The 22,139-nt window shown below is 74.0% G+C and carries 17 protein-coding genes; 15 read left to right on the forward strand and 2 right to left on the reverse strand.

Annotation, left to right across the window (positions count from 1 at the left end; genetic code table 11):
- Position 1: 1 nt before the first annotated feature.
- Genes ACQPZO_RS05590 through ACQPZO_RS05605 form a run of 4 tightly spaced genes read left to right on the forward strand, consistent with a single transcriptional unit; the run spans position 2 to position 7,883 of the window.
- Positions 2 to 949, forward strand: coding sequence for a quinone oxidoreductase family protein (locus ACQPZO_RS05590; RefSeq protein WP_433347646.1), 948 nt, complete (start codon positions 2 to 4; stop codon positions 947 to 949).
- A 5-nt stretch (positions 950 to 954) separates the two neighbouring features.
- Entirely contained in the window at positions 955 to 5,823 is a 4,869-nt protein-coding gene (locus ACQPZO_RS05595; RefSeq protein ID WP_433347648.1) for an amino acid adenylation domain-containing protein, read from the forward strand.
- Positions 5,816 to 7,132, forward strand: a complete 1,317-nt coding sequence (locus tag ACQPZO_RS05600) for an ATP-grasp domain-containing protein (RefSeq protein WP_433347650.1) — start codon at positions 5,816 to 5,818, stop codon at positions 7,130 to 7,132. The genes ACQPZO_RS05595 and ACQPZO_RS05600 overlap by 8 nt, the downstream gene beginning before the upstream one ends.
- Positions 7,133 to 7,157: 25 nt before the next feature.
- Positions 7,158 to 7,883: a Clp protease N-terminal domain-containing protein gene (locus tag ACQPZO_RS05605; RefSeq protein WP_433347652.1), complete on the forward strand. Its 726-nt coding sequence runs from the start codon at positions 7,158 to 7,160 to the stop codon at positions 7,881 to 7,883.
- Positions 7,884 to 7,949: 66 nt separating this feature from the next.
- Here the strand turns inward: ACQPZO_RS05605 and ACQPZO_RS05610 are convergent, their stop codons facing one another.
- Positions 7,950 to 8,498, reverse strand: a complete 549-nt coding sequence (locus ACQPZO_RS05610; RefSeq protein ID WP_433347654.1) for a hypothetical protein — start codon at positions 8,496 to 8,498, stop codon at positions 7,950 to 7,952.
- 148 nt (positions 8,499 to 8,646) lie between these two features.
- Between ACQPZO_RS05610 and nfi the strand changes: the two genes are divergently transcribed.
- From nfi to efeB, 11 genes are all read left to right on the forward strand, one after another.
- Positions 8,647 to 9,360, forward strand: coding sequence for a deoxyribonuclease V (gene nfi, locus ACQPZO_RS05615; protein ID WP_433347656.1), 714 nt, complete (start codon positions 8,647 to 8,649; stop codon positions 9,358 to 9,360).
- 148 nt (positions 9,361 to 9,508) lie between these two features.
- On the forward strand, positions 9,509 to 10,663 hold the full coding sequence (locus tag ACQPZO_RS05620; protein WP_433347658.1) for a hypothetical protein: 1,155 nt from the start codon (positions 9,509 to 9,511) through the stop codon (positions 10,661 to 10,663).
- Positions 10,664 to 10,732: 69 nt separating this feature from the next.
- Positions 10,733 to 12,118, forward strand: a complete 1,386-nt coding sequence (locus ACQPZO_RS05625; RefSeq protein WP_433347660.1) for a phosphomannomutase/phosphoglucomutase — start codon at positions 10,733 to 10,735, stop codon at positions 12,116 to 12,118.
- Positions 12,119 to 12,179: 61 nt separating this feature from the next.
- Complete coding sequence (locus tag ACQPZO_RS05630; RefSeq protein ID WP_117665810.1) at positions 12,180 to 12,365, forward strand: Trm112 family protein; 186 nt, start codon at positions 12,180 to 12,182, stop codon at positions 12,363 to 12,365.
- Entirely contained in the window at positions 12,362 to 13,558 is a 1,197-nt protein-coding gene (locus ACQPZO_RS05635; protein WP_433347663.1) for an SIS domain-containing protein, read from the forward strand. The genes ACQPZO_RS05630 and ACQPZO_RS05635 overlap by 4 nt, the downstream gene beginning before the upstream one ends.
- Positions 13,559 to 13,586: 28 nt before the next feature.
- Positions 13,587 to 14,615 carry a cation diffusion facilitator family transporter gene (locus ACQPZO_RS05640; protein ID WP_433347665.1) on the forward strand — a complete coding sequence of 343 codons (1,029 nt, stop codon included), beginning with the start codon at positions 13,587 to 13,589 and terminating at the stop codon, positions 14,613 to 14,615.
- A gap of 1 nt (position 14,616) precedes the next feature.
- Positions 14,617 to 15,780 (forward strand): mannose-6-phosphate isomerase, class I, encoded by a 1,164-nt coding sequence (gene manA / locus ACQPZO_RS05645; protein ID WP_433347667.1) that lies wholly within the window; start codon positions 14,617 to 14,619, stop codon positions 15,778 to 15,780.
- A gap of 280 nt (positions 15,781 to 16,060) precedes the next feature.
- Positions 16,061 to 17,560, forward strand: a complete 1,500-nt coding sequence (gene ahcY, locus ACQPZO_RS05650) for an adenosylhomocysteinase (RefSeq protein ID WP_433347669.1) — start codon at positions 16,061 to 16,063, stop codon at positions 17,558 to 17,560.
- 174 nt (positions 17,561 to 17,734) lie between these two features.
- Positions 17,735 to 18,652 carry an iron uptake transporter permease EfeU gene (gene efeU / locus ACQPZO_RS05655; protein ID WP_433350822.1) on the forward strand — a complete coding sequence of 306 codons (918 nt, stop codon included), beginning with the start codon at positions 17,735 to 17,737 and terminating at the stop codon, positions 18,650 to 18,652.
- Positions 18,653 to 18,673: 21 nt separating this feature from the next.
- The gene (gene efeO / locus ACQPZO_RS05660) at positions 18,674 to 19,807 is read left to right on the forward strand and encodes an iron uptake system protein EfeO (protein WP_433347671.1); all 1,134 of its coding nucleotides are present in this window, start codon (positions 18,674 to 18,676) and stop codon (positions 19,805 to 19,807) included.
- A 47-nt stretch (positions 19,808 to 19,854) separates the two neighbouring features.
- Positions 19,855 to 21,135, forward strand: a complete 1,281-nt coding sequence (efeB, locus tag ACQPZO_RS05665) for an iron uptake transporter deferrochelatase/peroxidase subunit (RefSeq protein WP_433347673.1) — start codon at positions 19,855 to 19,857, stop codon at positions 21,133 to 21,135.
- A gap of 62 nt (positions 21,136 to 21,197) precedes the next feature.
- On the opposite strand, the gene ACQPZO_RS05670 is transcribed toward efeB, so the two are convergent.
- On the reverse strand, positions 21,198 to 22,103 hold the full coding sequence (locus tag ACQPZO_RS05670) for an RDD family protein (protein ID WP_433347675.1): 906 nt from the start codon (positions 22,101 to 22,103) through the stop codon (positions 21,198 to 21,200).
- Between the last annotated feature and the right edge of the window lie 36 nt (positions 22,104 to 22,139).

Below are 22,139 nucleotides of genomic sequence, written 5' to 3' on the forward strand. Positions count from 1 at the left end.
CTTGCACGCGATCTCGTTGACCGGTCACGGCCCCGGAGGCCTGGAGATCCACGACGTGCCGGATCCGGTCGCCGCCGGCAACCAGACCCTGCTCCGCGTCCGCAGCGCGGGCGTCAACTTCTCCGACGTCCACATCGTCGAGGGGACCTACTCCCTCAAGCCGCCGCTGCCGTACCGCCCGGGCATCGAGGCGGTGGGCACCACCGCCGATGGCCGCCGGATGCTGGGCCGGGCCAGGCAGGGGGCCTGGGCGGAGGTTTTCGTCGCCGAACAGTTCCTCGAGGTGCCCGATTTCGTCTCCGACCGGGCCGCCCTCGCGATGGCCACCCAGGGGTTCACCGCCTGGCACATCCTGCGGACCATGGCCCGGATCAGCCGTGGGGACACCGTCGCGGTGATGGCCGCCGCCGGCGGCGTCGGGTCGATCGCCGTGCAGCTCGCCAAGGCGTGGGGGGCCCGCCGGGTGATCGGCGCGGCGTCCACCCCGGACAAGCGCGCGCACGTCGCCGCCCTGGGCGCCGACGAGACGGTGGACTCCACCACCACCGACATCGGCGCGGCCCTGGTCGAGGCGAACGGGGGCCGCATGGTCGACGTGATCCTGGAGATGCACGGCGGGCCGCAGCTCGACTCGGCTCTTTCCGCGCTGGCGCCGTGCGGGCGAATGGTGATCTTCGGCTCGACCTCGGGGGAGCTCAGCACCCCGGTCCGGCCCGAGTCGCTGATGGCCGGCACCCGGACCATCGCCGGCTTCTCGGCGTACAACCTGGTCTCCGACCGGCACGAGGTGTTCCCGGAGACCATGGTGGGACTGTTCGGCATGATCAAGAAGGGGCAGCTCGACATGGAGACGGGCCGGTCGTACCCGTTCCGGGACGTGGCGCAGGCCGTGACCGACATGCGGGCGCGGGTCACGACCGGCAAGGTCAGCCTGGACTTCGTGGGCTGAGCCGGATGGAAGCCGTCCCCGCCGGGATTCCCGCCGCCCTGGGCCGCGTCGTGGCCGCCCACCCCGACCGCACGGCGCTGGTCGTCGCCGACGACGCTGTCACGTACGCCGAACTCGGCCGTCGGGTCGACGCGGTGGCCGTCGCCCTTGCCGCGTGCGGGGTGGGCCGGGGCGACGTGGTGGGCCTCCGCCTCGACCGGTCCGTCGACATGGTGGTGGCCCTGTTCGGGGTGCTGCGGGCGGGGGCGGCGTACGTCCCGGTGGACCCGGCGCATCCGGCCCGGCGCCAGGCGGCGGTCCTGGCGGAGGCGGGCGTCACCCGGCTGATCACCGAACCGGGCACCCCGACCGGCCCGGACGTCGTGGTGCCGGAGCTGGCCGACGCGTTGCGCGGTGAGGTCACCGTCGACGCCGCCGCGCTCGCCCGGCTGCCCGAGGTCACCGATGCCGACCTGGCGTACGTGGTGTTCACCTCCGGTTCCACCGGCCGTCCGAAGGGGGCGATGGTGCCGCACGGGGCGGTCCTGGCGCTGGCCGACGGACTCCTCGCCTGCGGGGCGGCCGGGCCGGGACACGACGTGGTGGCGTGGAACGCCGGCCTCTCCTTCGACGCCTCGGTCCAGCAGTGGCTGCGGCTGCTGCGTGGCGACACCGTGGTCCTGCTCCGCGAGGCCGACCGGCTCGACCCGGCCGCGTTCGCCGAGGTGCTGCGCACCCGTCGGGTCACCGACCTCGACATCACCCCCACCCACCTGCGGGCGCTGCTGCCGTACCTGGACCAGTGCGGGGACCTGCGCATCCTGGTCGGCGGCGAGGCCATCGGGGACGGGCTGTGGGCGGAACTGACCGAGCGGGCCGGGACGACGGCGTACAACGTCTACGGGCCGACCGAGTGCACCGTGGACACGGTGGTGGCCCGGGTCGGTGCGGCGGACCTGCCGGTGATCGGCCAGCCCCTGCCCGGCGTCCGCGCCCGAGTGGTCGACCCGGCGTTGCGCGAGGTGGGGCCCCGGGAGCTGGGTGAGTTGCTCCTCGCCGGCCCCCAGGTGGCCTGGGGGTATCTGGGGCGGCCCGCGGCGACCGCCCTGGCGTTCGTGCCGGATGCCGGTGCCGGACGGGGCGGGCGGGCATACCGCACCGGCGACCTGGTGCGGCAGCTGCCCGACGGGGACCTGGCGTACCACGGACGCCGGGACCACCAGGTGAAGATCCGGGGAGTGCGGATCGAGTTGGGCGACATCGAGCACGCGTTGCGCCGACTGCCCGGGGTCACCGATGCCGTGGCGCTGGTCCGCGACGGCGCTGTCATGGCGGTGGTCACCGGGCAACCCGACCCCGGTGCCTGGCGCGCCGACCTGGCCGACGTCCTGCCGGCCGTCGCCGTACCCGCCGATCTGGTGGTCCTGGCGGCGCTGCCCCGCAACGCCAGCGGCAAAGCCGACCGGGCGGCCGTCTCCGCCCTGCTCCGCGCCGGCCGTGCGGCCCCGGCCGACCCCGCTCCCGCCGCGCCGCCGATGACCGACCGGGAACGCTACGTCGCCCGGCTCTGGACGGAGGTCTTCGGGGCCCGTGACCTCAGCGCGGACAGTGAGTTCGCCGCGCACGGCGGGCACTCCCTGTCCGCGATGGTCGTCGCCGAGCGAGCGGCCCGGGAGACCGGACGGGCCGTCACCGTCGCAGACGTGCTGGCCGAATCCACCGTCGGCGGGTTCGCCGCCGTCCTGGACGTCCGGCCCGCCGCCGCCGCGCCGCCGCGACCCGCCCGCCCGATCACCGGGGGCCGGCGCAGCGCTCCGCTGGCACCCCAACAGGAGGGGCTGTTCCTGCTCCACCAGATGTACCCGCACTGCTCCGCCTACCACGTCCCGGCGCTGCTGCGCCTGCGTGGCCCGGTCGACCTGGACCGTCTCGACCGCGCGGTCGCCACCGTGCTGGGGCGGCACGCGGCCCTGCGTACCCGGGTCGGAATGGTCGCCGCCCGGCCGGTGCAACTGGTCGCGGACCCGCCGGAGCACGGCGGCCTGGTGGTGGCCGACCCCACCAGCACCGTCGAGGACTGGGCGGCCGAGGTGGTTCGCCGCCCGTTCCGGCTGGACACCGGCCCCCTGTTCCGGGCGGAGGTGCTGGTCACCGGAGCGGACACCTGCCTCCTTGCCCTGGTCGGGCACCACATCGTGGTCGACGGCTGGTCCATCGAGGTGGTCCAGCGCGACATCGGTCGGGCGTACCGGGGTGAGCACCTTCCCGAGCCGGTGCAGTTCCCCGCAGTCGCCGCCGCCGCCCGTTCCCCGGAGCACCGGGCCGCGGTCGAGGCGGAACTCGCCTGGTGGGTGAAGCGACTGGCCGACCTGCCCGGGCCGGTCCGGCTGCCGTTCGCCCGCCGCCGTCCGGTCACCCCCCGGTTCCGGGCCGGGCGGGTGGCCCACCGGCTGCCCGAACAGGTGGCCGGAGAGCTGCGCGACCTCGCGGTACGTCACCGGGTGCCGCTGTTCCCCCTGCTCGCCCTGGGCCTGGCGACGGTGCTCAACCGGTACACCGGGCAGGACGACCTGGTCATCGGCACCCCGGTCGCGGACCGGGACGACGCGGACCTGGCCGATTCGGTGGGCTTCTTCAACAACTCGCTGGTCCTGCGCCTGGCCGTGGACCGGAACCGGTCGGTGCGGGACAACCTGCGCATGGTGGCCGACGAGGTCGCCACGGCCCTGGCCCACCGGCGCGTGCCCTTCGACGAGCTGGTTCGGGAACTCGCCCCGCCCCGGGTCGCCGCGGCCAACCCGATCTTCCAGATCTGGTGCAACCTGCTGTCGTATCCGGCGACGCCGCTGGACCTCGGCCCGGGGACCCGGGTCGAGGCGCTCACCCCGCCGTTGCCGGGGGCGTTGTTCGACATCTCGGCGTACTTCGTCGACGACCGGGACGGTGTCGGGCTCGAGCTGGTCTACGACCTGGACCTGTTCGACCACGACCAGATCGAGGCGGTGGCCGACGACTGCGTCCGGGTGCTCGCCGACCTTCCTCGCGACGCTGCCCGGCTGCTCGCCGACGTCGGACGGGCCGACACGAGCACGGCGCGGTCCCCCTGGCGGGCGTACCCGCCGGTCACCTCGTCAGCGGCGGAACTCGGGCGCACCCTCCTGGCCGCCCTGCGGCGCACCGGGAACAGCCCCGCAGTCCTGGCCGGTGACGGGACATTGACCGGCGATCAGCTCGCCTCCACCGTCGTCGATCTCGGGACGGCGCTGGAACGCGTCGACCCTGGGCGGCGACGTGTGGTGGCGGTGATGGGTGGCCGGAGTCCGGCGCTGGTCGCGGCCCTGGTCGCCGTGCTGGCCGGAGCCAGGACGTTTCTGCTGGTCGACGCCGCCCTGCCGCCGACCCGCCGAGAGCGGATGCTGGCCGCCGCCGGCGACCCGGTCGTGGTCGATGCCACCGGTGACCGTCCGGCCGTGCGCCCGGACCAGGCCGCAGGCATCCCGGCGGCCCGGGACGGAGCGTCACCGGTGTCCGGTTCGGGATCGCTACCTGCCGGGACGGCCTACCTCGCGTTCACCTCCGGCAGCACCGGTCACCCCCGGCCGGTGGCCGCCCCGGCGGCCCCGCTGGCGGCCCTGCTCCAGTGGTACCCGGCCGCGTACCGGCTCACCGGGGAGGACCGGTTCTCCGCGCTCGCCGGGGTCGGCCACGACCCCCTGCTCCGTGAGGTGCTGGTCGCGGTGGCGGTGGGTGCGTCGGTGCACCTGCCGGCAGCCTCGGAGGCCGCGTCGCCGACCGCGCTGGTCCGCTGGCTCGCCGTCCGGCGGATCACCGTTCTGCACCTGAGTCCCGCCCTGGGGCGGCTGCTCGTCGCGGCTGCTCAGGCGTCCGGCGTCCGGCTGGTCGACGTCCGACTGGTCGCCTTCGGCGGCGGCGCGGTGGACGCTCGGGACGTCGCTGGTATCGCCCGACTCTGTCCCGGGGCGCGGGTGGTGTCGCACTACGGTGCCACCGAGACCCCCCAGGTGGCCGCCACGATCGACCACGGCCATCCCCGATCCCGGGAGACCGCCGACATCCGACCGCTGGTCGGCCCGGCCTCGCCCACCGCCGAGATCCTGCTCACCGACGACGACGGGCGCCCGGTGCCGGTCAACGTGGTGGGCGAGATCCGGGTCCGCAGCCCGTACCTGGCCCTCGGCTACCCGGGGGACCCGACCGGCACGGCCCACCGTTTCGGGCCGGACCCGCACGGCGAGAAGGGCGTGCGGCTGTACCGGACCGGGGACCTCGGGATGGCCCGGCCGGACGGCACCATCGAGTTCCGGGGCCGGGCCGACCGGCAGGTCAGCCTCAACGGCACCCGGGTCGAGCTGGACGAGATCGAGGCGGTGCTGCGGGAGCACCCCGACGTGACCGACTGCCTCCTGCTCGCCGACGGGCCCGACGGGGTCACCGCGTACGTGGCCGGGCCGCCGGAGCTGACCGGGGACGGATTGCGCCGGCACCTCGCCGACCTGCTGCCGGCCACCATGCACCCCGGTGACCTGCGGATCCTGGCGGCCATGCCGCTCACCCCGAACGGCAAGCCGGACATCGCCGCGCTGCGCGCGATCGCCGTCACGGCCGACGCACGCGCCGACGGGCCCATGGTGTCGCTGGTCGGGCGGGTCTGCGCCGCCGCCCTGGGCCACGACACCCTCGGCCCGGATGTCAACTTCTTCGACGCCGGTGGTTCGTCGCTCAGGCTGATCGAGGTGGAGGCCCGGCTCAGCCGTGCCCTGGGCGCTCCCGTCGGGCTGGCCACCCTCTTCCAGAACCCGACCGTCCGGTCGCTGGCGGCGGCCGTCGACCGGATCGTGACCCAGCCATCGAGAGGGAGTGTCCCGGGTGAGTAGTCCGGACGATCGGCGAGCACTGGTCCTCGTCGGGTACGTGCAGGGTTGGCTGCCGTTGCTGCGCCGCACCGTCGGCGACCTGCGCGTGATCATCATCGAGGAGCCGGCCGTGGCGTACGCCCGGGGGGCCCGCGCCCACCTCGCCGCCCACTGGCCCGAGTGCGACCTGTACGAACTGGACTTCCGACGCCCGATGGCGGCCGACCTGTTCCACCTCTGGCATCCGGACCTGCGGATCCAGGCGGTCGTCCCGGTCGACGACGCGGGGGTGGTGTTCGCGGCGCGGTTGGCCCAGCGCCTCGGCCTGCCCGGCGCCGGACCGGCGTCGGCGGAGATCCTCGGCGACAAGTTCCTCCTGCGCCAGGTGGCGGAGGCCGGTGGCGTCGCCGGCCCGCAGTGGCGGCTCATCCGCTCGCCCGCCGACGCGGTGGCCTTCGCCGAACGGGTTCCCGGCGGGCTGGTGCTCAAGCCGACCGCGCGGGCGGGCTCGTCCGGGGTGCAGATCGTCCCGGACGCCGCCGACGTTCCGGCGGGCTGGGAGCGGATGGTCGCCCCACCGGCGCACAGCAGCACGCGCTTCCCCGCGGTGGAGTCCTACCTGGCCGAGCGGCGCATGGTCGGGCGGCAGTACAACGTGAACCTGCTGGTCCGCCGGGGAGAGGTGCTCTTCCGCAACGTCACCGCCACCGATGTCGCCCCCGGTGCAAATCCGGTGCCGGTGACCGAGACCATCGACCCGGACCTGCCGCCGGCGCAGTACGCCCAGTTGGTCGCCGAGGCGGAGCGGCTGGTCGCCGCAGTCGACTTCGACACGGGGTTCATCCACAGCGAGTGGATCATGGAAGACGGCGTGGTCCGGCTGGTGGAGTGCGGGGGGCGCCTCGCCGGCGGCCCCATCATGCTGATGATCGGATACGCGTACTCCTACGACGTCGTCGCGGCGTACCTGGCGGTGATGTCCGGCGAGCCGCTGGACGTGGCCCCGCCGACCCAGCCGCGCTCGGCCTCGATGTTGCTGACCAAGCACGTCCGGCCGGGGCGGGTGACGGCGATCACCGGCGCCGGGGCCGCCGGGGCTCGGGATGGTGTCCTGGCCCTGGACGTCTTCGTCGCCGAGGGAGACCAGGTGGGGGAACTGGTCTCTCTGCCGAGCGTGGCCGCCAGGGTGGTCACGCTCGGCCGGACCGTCGCCGAGGCCCGGTCGGTCGGCGAGGACGCCCTCGCCGTCCTCGACGTCAGCACCGTCCTTTCCGTGGTCGAGGACGGCCGAGGCGGGAGGCCGGATCGTCAACTCCGGGTTGACGAATGAGGGTGCGTCAACCTATGGTTGACGCATGACGAGTCCTGCCCAGATGCCCAGTTCGATCCGCCTCGACGACCTCATCGCCGGGATCAAGAAGGCCCACACCGACACCCTCGACCAGCTCGCCGGGGCGGTCGTGGTGGCCGACCACCTCGGCGACGTCGCCGACCACCTGATCGGCCACTTCGTCGACCAGGCCCGCCGCTCCGGCGCGTCCTGGACGGAGATCGGCCGCAGCATGGGGGTGAGCAAGCAGGCGGCGCAGAAGAGGTTCGTGCCGAAGGCGTCCACCGAACCGTCGGCCCTCGACCCCAACCGCGGGTTCGGCAACTTCACGCCGCGCGCCCGCAATGTCGTGGTCGCCGCCCAGGAGGTGGCCCGCGCCGTCGGGAACGCCGAGATCCGCCCCGAGCACCTGGTGCTCGGGCTGCTCGGCGAGCCCGACGGCCTCGCCGCGAGGGCGATCGTCGCCCAGGGCGTACCGCTGGAGCGGTTGCGGGAGGCCGCGACCGCGGCCCTGCCGGCGCCGACCGACACGCTGCCCGCCCTGATCCCGTTCGACCCCGGGGCCAAGAAGGCGCTCGAACTCACCATGCGGGAGGCGCTGCGGCTCGGTCACCAGCACGTCGGCACCGAGCACATCCTGCTCGCCCTGCTGCAACTGGAGGACGGCGCCGGAGTGCTCACCGGCCTCGGCGTGGACGGGGCCGCCGTCGAGGCCGCCGTCGCCGAGGCTCTCGCCGCCGCACAGGAGTAGGAAGGCCCTGCCGCGCCTGCGGGTGGGAGCGTCGCCGCCCGACAGCCGTCGGGCGGCGACGGGGCGTCAGGAGGCTGCGGGTGGCACCGGAGAGACGGCTGCGGCGGTGGGGAATCCGTACCGGAGCGCGTGCTCGGGATCGGCCGGGTCGACCTGGCGGATCCCGGCGTCGGCGAGCCGCTTGTTGACCTCGTCGAGCTGCTCGCGGACCAGCCGGGCCTCCTCCTCGGTGACCCGGCCCCGGTGCGGCTTGCCGGCGTGCTCGATGGTGCCGTAGTCCGGCTTCTCGGCGCCCTTGCGCGCCTTCGGCGGGCGGACCCGCTCGGCGGTCTTGAGCAGTTGGGCCATCGGCACGTCGGTGGCCATCGCGTCGAACTCGCTGGCGGTCAGCACCACCCGGCGGGGCTCGCCGCCGCCGTGCTGGTCGTGGATCTCCACCACCGCGACGTCCAGCGTGGCGTCGTCGATGCTCTCCACCTCGGCCGTGGTGGCGTCCAGCTGCACGGGGCCGGCGACCAGGTCGGGGTGCTCCAGCACCACGACGCGGACCACCTCGTCGTCCGGCCGCAGAACGGTGCCGCTGAAGTCGGAGACGTGGATCGTCTTCTTGCCCATGCGCGGAGCTTCTCCTGTCGATGACCGGAATTTCGGACCAGAAGAAGTTACCCGACAGGTGTGCGAAAACCCCGGCTCGACCCGGCCGGGTGTGTCGTCACCGACGTTGATCGTTGCGCCCACGGGGACGGCGGACCATGCTCACCCGATGGCTGACCCATCGGCGACCCACCGGCCACCCGGACCCGGGGCGCGAACTCATCGGCCGCCGCGCACCGAGGCCGAGGCGCTCGCCGTACAGGACCGGATGCGACCCCTCGCCGACCTGGTCGGGCCGGGTCCCACCGCGCCCGCGACGGTGGCCGGCCTGGACGTGGCGTACGCCGAGAGCGGCGACCGGCTCGCGGCGGCCGTCACCGTGCTGGACGCCCGGACGCTGGCCGTGGTGGACCGGGCGGTCGGCGTGGGGCGGCCCGCGTTCCCCTACGTCCCCGGGCTGTTCGCCTTCCGGGAACTGCCCGCGCTGCTGGACGCGCTGGAGAAGCTGACCGTCCGCCCGGAACTGCTGGTCTGCGACGGGCACGGGCTGGCCCACCCGCGCCGGTTCGGGCTCGCCTGCCACCTGGGCGTGGTCACCGGGCTCCCCGCGATCGGGGTGGGCAAGACGCCGCTGGTCGGCGAGTGGGAGCCGCCGGCGGCCCGGCGCGGCGCCTGGTCGCCGCTGCGCGACGGCGGGGAGGTGGTCGGCCGGGTGCTGCGTACCCGGGACGGGGTGAAGCCGGTCTTCGTGAGCGTCGGGCACCGGATGAGCCTGGACAACGCCTGCGCCCGGGTGCTCGCGCTGACGCCGAGGTACCGGCTGCCGGAGACCACCCGCACCGCCGACCGACTCTGCCGCGAGGCGCTGGCCGCCGCCTGCTGACGGACCTGCTGGCCGCCCGCCCACGCGGCGGGCGGGGGCGGTTTCCGTAACGCAAGGCACATGCGGGGAGCTCGACGAACTACCGGGCCCCGCACCCGGTAGTAACCTGACCAGCGGACCCCACCCGGGGATGAACGGTGAGGTGAGCATGGCGGTACGTCGGCGGGCGACGCGGATCGCGGCGGTCTGCGTGATGCTGGGCGGCCTCGTGGCCGTCGGGGCGACGCCGGCCCTGGCCGACGGCGACTCGGTGCGGGTGCGCTCGGCCGACAGCTTCCGGGCGGGCGGCTCGCCGGGGACGGTCAACGTCGAGGTGCGCAAGCGCACCGGGGGCTGCGTGCTGGTCCGTACCGGGTTGGGGCTGCGGCTCGACGGCCTCGCCGCGGACCAGGCCTCCGTCCAGGTGGCCAAGGCCGGTCGGTGGTGGCCGGTGTCGGTCTCCGGCGGCGGGGGCGGGGTCACCGCGAGTCAGGTCGCGCCGACGAACCCCACGCTGTGCAAGGGCAAGAGCCTCACGGTGCGCTACCGGGTGACGTTCCGGGCGGGTACGCCGGGCGGCCGGCTGGAGCTGGCGGGTGAGGCGACCAACGCGTTCGGCCGTGCCCTCGGCCGGGACGCCACCGCGGCCCGGGTGATCGGGGAGAAGAAGAAGCCGAGCCCGTCACCCACCTCGTCGCGTAAACCGTCGCCGAGCCCGACCGTGGCGCCCACCGAGGCGGTGGAGGCCGGCGGCCCGACCCTGGCCGCGGCCGCCGCCCGGGCCGGCTCGGCAACCCCGGTCGCCGCCGAGGAGGACTCCGGCGGTCTGTCGGTGTTCATGCTCTTCGGCGTCGGCCTGGTCGTGGTGGGCGTCGGCCTGATTGTGCTGCTGGTGCGCCGGTCCCGGGCCGACAAGGAGCCGGCCGCCGGCCGGGGCGAGTACCCGCCGGTGCCGCTGCAGGGCAACCCGGGCGGCACCACGTACCGCTCCGGAGGCGGGGCGGCGACCCCGCCCGCGCCGCCCACCGGCGGGGTGTACGGCCGGCCGGCCGCACCCCCGTCCGCCGGGACGTACGGCGCCCGCCCCGGCCCGCCGGCCGCCCCGCCGGTCAGTGGCGGCGGGGTCTACGGCGGCGGTACGGCGTACCCGGCTGGCGACACCCCGCCCCGGCAGCCCGGCCCGCCCGAGGCGCCGGGTCCGGGTGGGCCGCCTGGTCCAGGTGGGATGCCGGGTCCGGGTGGGACGCCGCCCGGCCCGGGTGGGCCCCCCGCGCCCGCCGGTGGCGGCGACGCGACGACGATCATGCCCCGCCTCCCCGGCTGAGGCGGGGGAGACGGGGGCGCTCCGATACGCTCAGGTGCGTTGAGGACCTGCGGCCAAGGAGCGGAACCCGTGTCTGATCTGTCCCGGATCGTGAAGGCGTACGACGTCCGGGGTACGGTGCCGGACGAGTGGGACGAGCGGGCGGCCGAGGCGCTCGGCGTCGCCTTCGGTCAGGTTCTCGCCGCCGCCGACGAGCCCGGCGACGCGGTGGTGATCGCGCACGACATGCGGGCCAGCGGTCCGGCCCTGGCCGAGGCGTTCGCCGCCGGCGTCCGGGCGCAGGGGCGGTCGGTCATCGAGCTGGGTCTCGCCTCCACCGACATGCTCTACTACGCCTCCGGCATCCTCGGCCTGCCCGGTGCCATGTTCACGGCCAGCCACAACCCGGCCAAGTACAACGGCATCAAGTTGTGCCGCTCGGCCGCCCGCCCGATCGGGCAGGACAGCGGCCTGGCCGAGATCCGGGACCGGGCGCAGGCGCTGCTCGACTCCGGTGCCGCGCCCCCGGCCGAGGCACCGACCCGGCCGACCGAGCGGCGCGACCTGCGCCCGGAGTACGCCGCCCACCTGCGCGGGCTGGTCGATCTCTCCGGCATCCGGCCGCTGAAGGTCGTGGTCGACGCCGGCAACGGGATGGGTGGTTGGACGGTGCCCAGCGTGCTCGGCGACGTCGTGCTGCCGGCGCTGCCGCTGGAGATCGTGCCGCTCTACTTCGAGCTGGACGGCACGTTCCCCAACCACGAGGCCAACCCGCTGGACCCGGCGAACCTGGTCGACCTCCAGCGGGCCGTCCGCGAGCACGGCGCCGACCTGGGGCTGGCCTTCGACGGCGATGCCGACCGCTGCTTCGTCGTCGACGAGCGCGGCGAGCCGGTCTCCCCGTCGGCGATCACCGCCCTCGTGGCGGTCCGCGAGCTGGCCCGGCATCCCGGGTCCACGGTGATCCACAACCCGATCACCTCCCGGGCGGTGCCGGAGATCATCGCCGAGCACGGCGGCAAGCCGGTGGTGGCCCGGGTCGGGCACTCCTTCATCAAGGCCGAGATGGCCCGCACCAACGCCGTCTTCGGTGGCGAGCACTCCGCCCATTACTACTTCCGGGACTTCTGGTTCGCCGACACCGGCATGCTGGCCGCGATGCACGCCCTCGCCGCGCTCGGCGAGCAGGACCTACCGCTGTCCGAGCTGGCCCGGGAGTACGAGCGGTACGTCGCGTCCGGCGAGATCAACTCTACGGTGGCCGACCAGGCGGCGAGGGTGGCCGAGGTGCGCGCCGCGTACCCGGAGGCGACCGCCGGCGAGCTGGACGGGCTCACCCTGAGCTTCCCCGACGGCGCCTGGTTCAACCTGCGTGCCAGCAACACCGAGCCGCTGTTGCGGCTGAACGTCGAGGCGCCGACCGAGGAGCGGATGATCTCACTCCGCGACGAGGTGCTCGACCGGGTTCGCCGATAAGATCGCCTGCGCCGGTCGGCACCGTCGACCGCCGTCCCCGCACCGTGGAAGGAGCCGCACCATGGCCCTGGACCCGCAGTTGCTCGAGATCCTCGCCTGCCCCGACACACACCATGCCCCGCTGGACTACGACGCCGGGGCGCAGACGTTGACCTGCACCGAGTGCGGCCGGATCTTCGAGGTGCGCGACGACGTGCCGGTGCTGCTGCTCGACGAGGCGCGCGGCGGACCCGCGCAGCAGCCGTGATGGAGGGAACGGCCGGAGTCAGCGGCCGCCGCGACGCCGACGAGTCCCTGCTGGACGACCCGGACGCCCTCGCGGAGCACGACCCGGGCGGCATGCTCCGGTTCACCGCCTCCGCCGGGGCGCAGGTCCGGGAGTCCGCCGCCCTGACCGCCGAGACGAACCTGACCGCGCTCGCCGACGACGGCCGCCCCCGGGCGGTCGTCATCGCCGGCATCGGCACGGCCGGGCGTACCGGCGACGTGCTGGCCACGGTTGCCGGGCCGCGTTGCCCGGTCCCGGTCATCCCGCACCGCAGCGCCGGCGTGCCCGGCTGGGTGGGCGCCGCCGACGTGGTGATCGCGGTCAGCGCCTCCGGCCGCAGTCCCGAGGCGCTCGGCGCGGCCGAGGCCGCGCACCGCCGTGGCGCCCGGCTGGTCGCCGTCGGCGCCCCCGACTCGCAGTTGCAGGCGGCGGCCGAGCGGGCCCGCGCGCCGTTCATCCCGGTGCCCCGCCGCGCCCCGGCCCGGGCCAGCCTGTGGGCGCTCACCGTGCCGGTTCTGCTCGCCGCCCGTACGCTCGGGCTCGTGAAGGTCAACGAGGCGGATCTGGCCGAGACGGCGGCGCGGCTCGACGCGGACGCCGACCGGTGCCGTGCCACGGCCGAGGCGTTCGTCAACCCCGCGAAGTCGCTGGCCCTTGGGCTGGCGGGGTCGATCCCCATCGTCTGGGGCTCGTCGCCGTTGGCCACCGTGGCGGCCCGCCGGTTCGGTGACACCCTGTCGGCCAACGCCCGCTATCCCGTGGTCAGCGGGGCGCTCGGCGAGGCCGGCCGGGGGCGGGTCGGCCTGCTCGACGGCGTGTTCGGCGGCCTCGCCGAGGGCGAGCGGGACATCTTCGCGGACCCGGAGGAGACCGAGGTGAAGGGCACCCGGCTGCGGCTGGTGCTGCTGCGCGACGGCGGCCTCAACGCCGAGGACGACGCCGACGAGCCGCTGGCGGTCGAGGAGCGTCGGGCCGACGCCGTGCAGACCCTCGCCGAGCGGCGCGGGGTGCGCTGCGACGTGGTGACCGCCGAGGGCGGCTCCGCGCTGGAGCGGCTCGCCTCGCTGGTGGCGGTGCCGGACTTCGCCTCCGTCTACCTGGCCCTGGCACACGGACTGGACCCGATGGCGGTTCCGGCCATCACAGAAATGAAGGAGCTGGCAAACCAGTGAGCACGTGCGGCATCGAACGGGGAGCGGCATGAGCGCCGACGGCGGTACCAAGGCGATCGTCGCGGCGCTGTTCGCGAACGTGGGCATCGCGATAACGAAGTTCATCGCGTTCCTGTTGACCGGCTCCTCGTCGATGCTGGCCGAGTCGATCCACTCAGTGGCCGACTCCGGCAACCAGGGCCTGCTGCTGCTCGGCGGCCGGCGGGCCAAGCGCGCCGCAACCCCCGAGCACCCCTTCGGGTACGGCCGGGAGCGCTACATCTACGCGTTCATCGTGTCGATCGTGCTGTTCAGCGTCGGCGGCCTGTTCGCGCTGTACGAGGCGTGGCACAAGGCGGCCAAACCGCACGGGATCGAGAGCTGGCACTGGGTGCCGGTCGTCGTGCTGGTCGCGGCCATCGTGATGGAGAGCTTCTCCTTCCGTACGGCGATCAAGGAGTCCAACCACATCCGGGGCAACCAGTCCTGGGTGCACTTCATCCGCCGGTCCAAGGCCCCGGAGCTGCCGGTGGTGCTGCTGGAGGACTTCGGCGCGCTGGTCGGTCTGGTCTTCGCGCTGTTCGGCGTGGGGATGACCCTGATCACCGGCAACGGCATGTGGGACGCGGCCGGCACCGCCATGATCGGCGTCCTGCTGGTGCTCATCGCGATCGTCCTGGCGATCGAGACGAAGAGCCTGCTGCTCGGTGAGGGCGCCGAGCCGAAGGACGTGGCCGCGATCGAGCGGGCCGTCACCGCCGGCCCGGAGGTCGAGCGGATCATCCACATGAAGACGCTCTACCTGGGCCCGGAGGAGCTGCTGGTGGCCGCGAAGGTCGCGGTCCCGGCGTGCGAGAGCGCCGAGGAGTTGGCGCGGGGGATCAACGCCGTCGAGATGCGGATCCGCGCGGCCGTCCCGGTCGCCCGGGTGATCTATCTGGAGCCGGACATCTGGTCCGTCGCGGCAGAGCGGGCCGGCACCGGCACCGCGGCTCCCACGGCCGCCCCGGACGCGCCGGACGCCGCGGTGCCGCACGCGACGGAGACCGCCACCGACGAGACCCGCACCGGGAGCTGAGGTGGAACCGCTGCACGGGCCGATCCGGGACTACGCCTGGGGATCCCGTTCGGCGATCGCCGAGTTGCAGGGGCGCCCGGTGCCCAGCGCGGGGCCGGAGGCCGAGCTGTGGCTGGGTGCCCACCCGGGTGCGCCGGCCACGGTGCGGCGCGGTGGTGCGGCGGCGAGCCTGGTCGACCTGCTGGCCGCCGAGCCGGGGCGCTGGCTCGGCGACCGGGTGGTCGAGCGGTTCGGCCCCCGGCTGCCGTTCCTGCTCAAGGTGCTCGCCGCGGACGCCCCGCTGAGCCTCCAGGCCCACCCGGACCCGGAGCAGGCCCGTGCCGGGTACGCGGCCGACGCGGCGCGCCCGGCGGGGGAGCGCAACTACGCCGACCCGCACCACAAGCCGGAGTTGCTGGTCGCGCTCTCGCCGTTCGAGGCGCTCTGCGGGTTCCGCGACCCGGCGGAGTCGGCCGAGGCGCTGGCCGCGTTCGGCGTGCCGGCGCTGGAGCCGGTGGTGTCGGCGCTGCGCGGCGGCCCGGCGGGGCTGCGGGAGGCCGTCCGGCTGCTGCTGAGCTGGCCGGCGGGGGAGCGGGCCGGGCTGGTGGCGGACGTGCTGGCGGCGCAGGCCGCGGGGCCGGACGCGGAGCTCGCCCGAGCGCTGGCCGGCCACTACCCGGGGGACCCCGGGGTGCTGGTGGCGCTGCTGCTCAACCACCTCCGGCTCGCCCCCGGGGAGGCGATCTGGATGCCGGCCGGCAACCTGCACGCCTACCTGCGGGGCACGGGCGTGGAGATCATGGCGGCCAGCGACAACGTGCTGCGCGGCGGGCTGACCCCGAAGCGGGTGGACGTCGACGAGCTGCTGCGGGTGCTCCGCTTCGAGGTGCTCGACGACCCGGTGGTGGCTCCGGAGCCGGTGTCCGCCGGGGTGATCCGCTGGCCGGTGCCCGTCGACGACTTCGCGCTGCACCGGGTGCGGCTGGACGCCGGCGCGCTGCCGGTCCGGCTCACGGTGCCGGGGCCCCGCGTGGTGCTCTGCCGGGCCGGGAGGCTCTCGGTCGACGACGGTCGGGGCGTTGTCGCCCTTGTGCCGGGGCAGTCCGCGATCGGCCCGGCTGACGCCGGCCCGCTCGTTCTCGACGGCGAGGGCGAGGCGTACGTGGCCACCCCAGGGCTCGACTGACAGTGCCCCCCCCGTAGAGGTAGGTCGACCCACGCGGCCGACACATATCCGAAATTCCCGGAATAGCTTGACGTGGCGCTGGCGCAGTGTGACGCTATGGGTACGCAGCGTTAACAAGACGAAGGTCTGAGGGCGCGCGGGGAACCAAACCGGGGGGATGCGCGGGGCGGCCGGACAGTGGGCGGGAAAGTCCGTTCACGACCGACCGCCCCGCGCGCTGTCCGCCTTCGCGCGTAAAGTGAAGGGTCGCGCAGCACTTCGTTCTTCGACAGGAGCTTCTATGACCAGCACCCTCCCGGCCGTCCCCAGCGGTACGCCGTCCGAGGACCGGCCGAGCACCCTCGCCGAGGGCGACTTCAAGGTGGCGGATCTGTCGCTCGCCGAGTTCGGGCGCAAGGAGATCCAGCTCGCCGAGCACGAGATGCCGGGCCTGATGGCGATCCGTCGTGAGTTCGCGCAGGCGCAGCCCCTCGCGGGGGCGCGGATCACCGGCTCGCTGCACATGACCATTCAGACGGCTGTGTTGATCGAGACCCTGGTGGCGCTCGGTGCTGAGGTTCGTTGGGCGTCGTGCAACATCTTCTCCACCCAGGATCATGCCGCCGCCGCGATCGTCGTCGGCGCGGACGGCACGCCCGAGGCCCCGGCCGGTGTGCCGGTGTACGCCTGGAAGGGCGAGAGTCTTCAGGAGTACTGGTGGTGCACCGAGCAGGTGCTGGCCTGGCCGGACGGTCAGGGTCCGAACATGATCCTCGACGACGGCGGCGACGCCACCCTGCTCGTGCACAAGGGTGTCGAGTTCGAGAAGGCCGGGGCTGTTCCGCCGGTCGAGTCCGCCGACTCCGAGGAGTACGCGGTCATCCTTGAGGTGCTGCACCGTTCCCTCGCCGAGGACGGCCAGCGCTGGACCCGGATCGCCGCCGGCATCAAGGGCGTGACCGAGGAGACCACGACCGGCGTGCACCGGCTCTACGAGATGCACCGCAACGGCACCCTGCTCTTCCCGGCCATCAACGTCAACGACTCGGTGACGAAGAGCAAGTTCGACAACAAGTACGGCTGCCGCCACTCGCTGATCGATGGCATCAACCGGGCCACCGACGTGCTGATCGGCGGCAAGATGGCCGTCGTGCTCGGCTACGGCGATGTGGGTAAGGGCTGTGCCGAGTCGCTGCGTGGTCAGGGCGCCCGGGTCGTGGTGACCGAGGTCGACCCGATCTGTGCCCTTCAGGCGGCGATGGACGGCTACCAGGTGGCGACCCTGGACGATGTGGTCGGGCAGGCGGACATCTTCGTCACGGCCACCGGCTGCTTCGACGTCATCACCAATGAGCACATGGCGCGGATGAAGCACCAGGCCATCGTGGGTAACATCGGTCACTTCGACAACGAGATCGACATGGCTGGCCTGGCCAAGCGCTCCGATGTCGAGCGGGTGAACATCAAGCCGCAGGTCGATCTGTGGAAGTTCGCCGACGGGCACTCGATCATCGTGCTGTCCGAGGGTCGGCTGCTGAACCTGGGCAACGCGACCGGGCACCCGAGCTTCGTGATGTCGAACTCGTTCGCGAACCAGACGATCGCGCAGATCGAGTTGTTCACCAAGCCCGAGGACTACCCGATCGGCGTCTACGTGCTGCCGAAGCACCTGGACGAGAAGGTGGCCCGGCTGCACCTGGGCGCGCTCGGCGCGAAGCTGAGCACGCTGACCAAGGAGCAGGCCGCCTACCTGGGCGTCTCGCAGGAGGGCCCGTTCAAGCCGGAGCACTACCGCTACTGATCCGCACGACAGGGACCGGGTCTGCCGCGCCGCGGCGGGCCCGGTCCCTTCGTGTACCGGGCCGGCCGCGTGGCCGGTGACATCGTCCTGAACAACTTGACGAGGTCACGGAACGGGAGGAAGGTATGGCTGCCCTAAGTTAGCTGAGGCATGCTGACGGATCATGGAGTGCCGATGTTCGCCACCTACCTGATCGGCCTGCGGGAGGGCCTGGAAGCGACCCTGGTGGTCAGCATCCTGGTCGCCTTCCTCGTGAAGTCGCAGCGCCGGGACCGGCTCCCCCAGGTGTGGGCGGGCGTCGGCCTCGCGGTGGCCCTCTCGGTGCTGTTCGGCTGGCTGATCGAGTACACCTCGACCTCGCTGCTGGCCCGCTCCGAGGACCGCGAGCTGTTCGAGGCGGTCACCTCGGTCGCGGCCGTCGCCTTCGTCACCTGGATGATCTTCTGGATGCGCCGGGCCGCCCGGACAATGGCCGGTGAGCTGCGCGGCAGACTGAGCGAGGCGCTCGCGGTCGGCTCCGTCGCGGTGGCCGGGATGGCCTTCCTCGCGGTGATCCGGGAGGGCTTGGAGACCGCCCTCATCTTCTACTCCGCCGCCCAGGGCGCGGCCGGGGACAGCGGGCCGCTGCTGGCCCTGATCGGCGGTATCGCCAGCGCCGTGGCCATCGGCGTGGGCCTCTACTTCAGTGCCCTGAAGATCAACCTGTCCACGTTCTTCACCTGGACCGGCGCCCTGCTGATCCTGGTCGCCGCCGGCATCCTCAAGTACGGCGTGCACGACTTCCAGGAGGCCGGCGTGCTGCCCGGCCTGAACGACCTGGCCTTCGACATCACCGGAGTGCTCGACCCGAGCACCTGGTACGCCGCCCTGCTCGCCGGGATGTTCAACGTCACCCCCGCGCCGAGCGTGCTGGAGATGGTCGCCTGGGTCGCGTACGCCCTGCCGGTGCTGCTGATCTTCCTGCGCCGGCCAGCCGCCCCGGCCCGGCCCGCCACGAACACCGCCGCCGAACCGTCCGGCCCGGCGGCCCCCGGCACCGACTCTTCCCCCACCAGCGGAACCGGGCCGGCGACCGCGTCGCCGCGCGCCTGACCTCACGAGGAGAAACTCCTGATGCGTACCACCCGCTTCCTGGCTCTGGCCGCCACCGGCGTGCTGGCCACCACCGGCGTCGCCGCCTGCGGCGGAGCGGAGAAGGACGGCGCAGCCGGCGACGGGGGCCCGATCACCGTCAAGGCGACCGACACCGCGTGCGAGGTCGGCCGCACCGACCTGCCCGCCGGCCAGACCTCCTTCAAAATCACCAACTCCGGTGCCAAGGTCACGGAGTTCTACGTCTACGCGGCCGGGGACCGGGTGATGGGCGAGGTGGAGAACATCGCCCCCGGGCTCAGCCGCGAGCTGCGCGTCGAGCTGCCCGCCGGGACGTACGAGACGGCCTGCAAGCCTGGGATGATCGGCAAGGGCATCCGGGGGGCGCTGAAGGTCAGCGGCACCGCCGCGACCGTCGCTCCCGACGCCGCGCTGGCCGAGGCCACCGCGAGCTACCAGCGCTACGTCAACAGCCAGACCGCCGCCCTGCTGACCAAGACCGAGGAGTTCGTGGCCGCGGTCAAGGCCGGCGACGTGGCGAAGGCCAAGGCGCTGTACCCGGTGGCCCGGACCTACTGGGAGCGGATCGAGCCGGTAGCGGAGAGCTTCGGCGACCTCGACCCGAAGATCGACGGCCGCGAGGAGGTCATCGAGGAGGGCATGGAGTTCACCGGCTTCCACCGGATCGAGAAGGACCTCTGGACGACCGGCGACATCAGCAAGGACGGCCCGATCGCCGACCAGCTCCTGGTCGACGTCAAGGCGATCGTGGCCAAGGCCAACGCCGAGAAGCTCACCCCGCTCCAGCTCGCCAACGGCGCGAAGGCGCTGCTCGACGAGGTCGCCAGCGGCAAGATCACCGGCGAGGAGGAGCGCTACTCGCACACCGACCTCTGGGACTTCAACGCCAACCTGGAGGGCTCGAAGGCGGCGATCGCCTCGCTCCGCCCGGCTCTGGAGCAGCGCTCCCCGGAGCTGGTCGCCCAGCTCGACAAGGAGTTCACCAACGTGGAGACCGCGCTCGGCAAGCACCGCGACGGGGACGGCTGGAAGCTGCACACCGCGCTGAGCAAGGCCGAGCTGAAGGAACTATCGGACAGCATCAACGCGCTGGCCGAGCCGATCAGCAAGGTGGCGGCGGTCGTCGCCCGGTGACCGACCGCCCCGGTGGGCGCAGCGACGAGGCAGGGAAGGGTGACGGCATGAGCGGGAATCAGGTGTCCCGGCGGAGGGCGATCACGCTCGCCAGCGCGGGCGTCGCCGGGGTGGCCGGCGTCGCCGTCGGGGCCGGCGCGCTGGCCCGGGGCGGCGGCGACCGCGCCGCTGCCGATGAGGGCGCGGCGGCCGGCGCGGTGCCGTTCCACGGTGAGCACCAGGCGGGCATCACCACCCCGGCCCAGGACCGGCTGCACTTCGTCGCGTTCGACGTCGTCAGCAAGGACCGGACCCGGCTCGTCGAGCTGCTCCAGGAGTGGACGGCCGCAGCCGCCCGGATGACCGCCGGGCGGGACGCCGGGGTGATCGGCGCGGTCGGCGGCGTCCCCGAGGCACCGCCGGACGACACCGGGGAGGCCCTCGGGCTGCCCCCTTCGCAGCTCACCCTCACCATCGGCTTCGGCCCGACGCTGTTCCGCGACGCCCAGGGGAAGGACCGGTTCGGCCTCGCCGGCCGCCGACCCGCCCCGCTGGCCGACCTGCCGCACTTCGCCGGGGACGCGTTGCGCCCGGAGCTGTCCGGCGGGGACCTCTGCGTCCAGGCCTGCGCCAACGACCCCCAGGTGGCGGTGCACGCCATCCGGAACCTGGCCCGGATCGGCATGGGCGTGGTGAGCGTCCGGTGGTCGCAGCTCGGCTTCGGGCGCACCTCGTCGACGTCCCGGGGGCAGGCCACCCCGCGCAACCTGTTCGGCTTCAAGGACGGCACCGCCAACCTCAAGGCCGAGGACGCCGGGCTGCTGCGCGAGCAGCTCTGGGCCCAGCCGGGCGACGGGCCGGACTGGATGGCCGGCGGGTCCTACCTGGTCACCCGCAAGATCCGGATGCTGGTCGAGACCTGGGACCGCAGCTCCCTGGTCGAGCAGGAGCAGATCGTCGGGCGGACCAAGGGCAGCGGCGCCCCGCTGGGCCGGGGCGACGAGTTCGACGAGCCCGACCTCGCCGCGAAGGGCGACGACGGTCAGCCGCTGATCGCCGAGACCGCGCACGTCCGGCTCGCCCACCCGAGCCAGCACGACGGCGCGCGCCTGCTGCGCCGGGGCTACAACTTCGTGGACGGCTCGGACGGGCTGGGCCGGCTCGACGCCGGGCTGTTCTTCATCGCCTACCAGCGGGACCCGCGCAAGCAGTTCGTGCCGATCCAGACCCGGCTGGCCCGCAACGACGCGATGAACGAGTACCTGCGGCACGTCTCCAGCGGCATCTTCGCCTGCCCGCCCGGGGTGCGCGACGGCGGCGACCACTGGGGCCGGACGCTCTTCGGCTGAGCCGGGCGGCCGGGCCCTGCCGGCGTCGGCGCGGCGTGCCGCCCGGCCCGCGTACCGGCGGGTCAGTCGCCGGTCCCGGCGACGTGCGGCCCACCCCCGGCCGGTGCCGGGGTCAGCTCCGGCCACAGCGGCGCGGTGCGGGCCCGGGCCCGGTGCAGCCGGTGGGTCGCCCGGCGGTGCCGCTCGGCCAGCACGGTGGCCAGGCACATCCCCGCCGGTAGGCCGGCCGGCGGCGGCGGTGTCGTCACGGCTGCCACCTCCGCCCAGAGCGCCCCGGCCAGCCGGGACCGGGCCGGCTCGGCGAACCGGTGCGCCCGGGTGACGTACTGCCGGACGGCCAGCGCGAGGCCGTCGTCGAGACGGGTGAGGTCCAGCGCGTACGCCCAGCCGGCCAGCGCCGGGGCCAGCAGCGGGGCGGGCCGCCAGGCGGTGGCGACGCGGGTGTGCACCACCATCGTGCCGGCCACCAGGTCGCCGAGCCGCCGGCCCCGCCGGTCGGTGAGCATCACCGCCACGCTCGCCACCCAGCTCAGCAGGGGCAGCACCAGGCCGGGCCACTCCACGGCCACTCCGACCAGGGCCCGGGTCAGCGACTGCCGCAGCCCCACCGGCCCGCCGTCGACCCGTACCACCCGCAGCCCGACCACCAGCTTGCCGGGCGTGCGGCCCCCGGCGAACCGCTCCCACAGCGTCGGGTAGCCGACCAGGACCAGGATCGCCCCGACGGTCTGCAGCGCGCTGCTGAGCGCCGCGTCCACGAGCCCGGCGGGGAACGCGGCCACCGCCGCCGACAGGCCGATCACCAGGACCACCGCGATCGCCGCCTGCGCCACCAGGTCGAGCAGCAGCGCCAGCACCCGGGAGCCGATCCGGGCGGCCCGGACGTCCAGCGCCACGGCCTCGCCGCTGACCAGGCCGGCGTCCCCGCCGGACGCGCCGGCGAACGGTGCCGGTGGTTGCGCGTTCACCAGCACAGTGAACACTATGGTCGCCGGACGGGGGAG

The organism is Micromonospora sp. CA-111912, from assembly GCF_050948415.1.
Taxonomy (GTDB): Bacteria; Actinomycetota; Actinomycetes; order Mycobacteriales; family Micromonosporaceae; genus Micromonospora.